This is a genomic window from Ureibacillus suwonensis (genome assembly GCF_042655065.1).
GTDB lineage: Bacteria > Bacillota > Bacilli > Bacillales_A > Planococcaceae > Ureibacillus > Ureibacillus suwonensis.
Map to the genome: position 1 here is coordinate 1 of NZ_JBHSNQ010000054.1, position 2477 is coordinate 2477.

Annotated in this window: 4 protein-coding genes and 1 pseudogene; 4 read left to right on the forward strand and 1 reads right to left on the reverse strand. The window is 48.2% G+C overall.

Annotation, left to right across the window (positions count from 1 at the left end; all coding sequences use genetic code 11):
• The 3 genes from ACFPOH_RS06605 to ACFPOH_RS06615 form a co-directional block, all read left to right on the forward strand.
• Positions 1–326 (forward strand): ComEC/Rec2 family competence protein (locus ACFPOH_RS06605; RefSeq protein WP_390309129.1); only part of this gene is annotated, 326 nt, incomplete at its 5' end.
• A gap of 10 nt (positions 327–336) precedes the next feature.
• Positions 337–552 carry a DUF3006 domain-containing protein gene (locus ACFPOH_RS06610; protein ID WP_340720969.1) on the forward strand — a complete coding sequence of 72 codons (216 nt, stop codon included), beginning with the start codon at positions 337–339 and terminating at the stop codon, positions 550–552.
• A 426-nt stretch (positions 553–978) separates the two neighbouring features.
• Positions 979–1107, forward strand: a complete 129-nt coding sequence (locus ACFPOH_RS06615; RefSeq protein ID WP_255211305.1) for a hypothetical protein — start codon at positions 979–981, stop codon at positions 1105–1107.
• A 467-nt stretch (positions 1108–1574) separates the two neighbouring features.
• Here the strand turns inward: ACFPOH_RS06615 and ACFPOH_RS06620 are convergent.
• A pseudogene (locus ACFPOH_RS06620) lies at positions 1575–1790 on the reverse strand (tyrosine-type recombinase/integrase); the annotation flags it as partial.
• A 153-nt stretch (positions 1791–1943) separates the two neighbouring features.
• Between ACFPOH_RS06620 and ACFPOH_RS06625 the strand changes: the two are divergent.
• Positions 1944–2477: M48 family metallopeptidase (locus ACFPOH_RS06625; protein ID WP_390309132.1), on the forward strand; the 534-nt coding region annotated here is incomplete at its 3' end.

Consider the following 2477-nt stretch of genomic DNA (forward strand, 5'->3'; position numbering starts at 1 on the left):
GCAAAAAGTCGTTTCTGTTTACAGGCGACGCCGAGACTCGAGCAGAAGCGGATATGGTTAAAGCGAAAAAGGATTTGCGCGCTGATGTGTTGAAAGTAGGTCATCACGGTGCGAAAACATCGACCAGCGCAACGCTTTTAAAAGCTGCAAAACCAACGTATGCGGTAATCTCGGTCGGCAAGAACGCCTATGGTCATCCGACACCGGAAGTTTTAAATCGGTTGAAATCTTATAAAGTCAAGGTATTCCGTACCGACAAACAAGGAACGATTATCGCAACAACCAACGGGACAACACTTACCTTCAACGTAAAACCAATTTATTAGAGGTGGTTAAATGAAATATATCATTGATCGCTTCGAGGGTAAATGGGCAGTTTGTGAGGCGGAGGATGGCAAAATGATCGATATTGAGAAAAGCAAGCTACCCAAAAACGCCCGCGCCGGCGATGTGATTGTACAAGAGAACGGAAAGTTCCGAGTGGATCAAAAAGAAACAGAGAAGCGGTGGAAAGAGATTGAAGAGTTGATGAATGAGGTGTTTGAGGAGTAACACCTCATTTTTTTATATAAACGATTTTCCCAAAACAAGGGAGCGCTGAGGCGTTCTTTGTCTCTGGCATGGGAAACCCCTGTCTGTTAGAGTCATCTTCTGTCCTTCAGTGAGAGGCGTGTGGCGACTAATGATGGGTGGTTGGCGGCTCGTCATTGTAATGATGGAGAAGATCAACCTTCGTGGACTCAATCGTGGACTCAATCAAGGTACGAAGCGAGTGGCCGCTATCGTGGCGACTGCTGGGCGTCTGTTGCCCGTGGTATCCATTCGTCCGATGGCTGAAAGCCGGATCACTGGATAAAAGAAGAACACCGCTAAAAACCGACCTAATGCGCTCATACAGACGTTTTTGGGGAAAGGGAGGCTTTGTAGGATTGGATGATGCAGGGCAGACTCAATCAAGGGACGCGTCGGAGACATAGGATGTCGCGGAAATGCCCCCTTGGCTGTGTGGGCGAGGAAGTGGAAGTGCGCTACAAGCGGTGTGGCGAAGGATACCAAGCCTTCTTCAGCGTTCAGCCGGTCAATCGGGTTGTCATCCCCGCCGAGTAGCAAATCTTCCGGTATGGACAGCGGCTCACACAAGACTTCATCGATGCCCTTGACGGACGACATGTGTCTCGGTTCAGTGAGACGCGATCGAGCGGCAACGGCACCGAATCATCGGATAATGCCAGCGCCCCTTGACGCAACTGTCCGTCTTGTTCCCACAAAACGAGCCGGACGGTAAGCGTCGGGATTAGGGGCGTGATGTCATTGACGTCACGAAACGCCGGATGGGGGGAGAACGAGACACCATGGGTATCCTTCGTGGCGGCGTCTGCCTCCTCCTGAGGACATCCCAGAGTCAACACAGGACATCCACACGACCCCCAGAGTGTGCGGTGACACGGCCAGCCAGGACAAATCGACCTCCGGCTTTTTCGGTGGCGTCGGAGTTAACCGGGGTCAAACCAGTAAACCAACAATGTCACCCTGATATATTGCTGTTTTTTCTCCCTTTTCCACATACAACAATATTAAAACTTTGGCAACACCTCCACCGCATCCGCCAAATCACTGTAGCTGTCCTTTAAGTACCGCGATGTGGTAGCGATATGGCTATGACCGGCTAGCCGGCGCACCTTTTCGATATCGTTGTTCGTCGCTTTTAACATCCACTTACAAAACGTATGCCGGAACATATGGGGCGTGAGCTTTTTATTCGGCAGGATGTAGCTTTCAATCATTCTTCTTCAACACATAGACACGCGTATGTACGAAGGTAAATGATCACATGGACGCATCGGTATTTATGTAGTGGGATTTTGGGGGATAAATCCAGTGAAAAAGTGGATAACTGGTTTGTATAATAGGGGTATCACTTGATATTTTGGGGGACGTGTTTTATGCCTACCTTTCAGTTTGGAACGACAGCTATTGAGTACACATTGCAGCAGGTGAAAGGGAAAGAAGATATTTCTATTGTTGTAGAGTGGATGGAGGGGGTTACAGTGGTAGCTCCCGATCATCTAGTTCTGGAAGAAATAAACCGAGTTTTGCGTAAGAAGGCAACGTGGATTTTAGATAAGTGGAACTCTTTGAATGAGATTAAGCGACCACCGGCTCCGTTAGAATTTGTTAGTGGGGAGAAATTACCGTATTTAGGGCGGTATTATCGAATTAAGGTGAAACAAAATCAAGATATCGATAAGGTAAAAGTGTTATTTCATCAAGGGAAATTTTATATTGAAACACCAACATCAGCCGATGATATAGAGCATGTGCCTATGATTCGTGAAGCATTAAAATCTTGGTATATCCAGCGGGCGCAGATGAAAGCGGAAGAACGGGTGAAACGTTATGCACAGCGTCTAGGGGTAACGCCGGCGAAGCTTGCGGTAAAAGAGCAGAAGTTTCGCTGGGGAACGTGCACACCACAG

Bases quoted from the DNA above. Each gene is read 5' to 3' on its own strand.
- ACFPOH_RS06610 (WP_340720969.1), top strand. From the start codon at position 337: ATGAAATATATCATTGATCGCTTCGAGGGTAAATGGGCAGTTTGTGAG.
- ACFPOH_RS06615 (WP_255211305.1), top strand. From the start codon at position 979: ATGTCGCGGAAATGCCCCCTTGGCTGTGTGGGCGAGGAAGTGGAAGTG.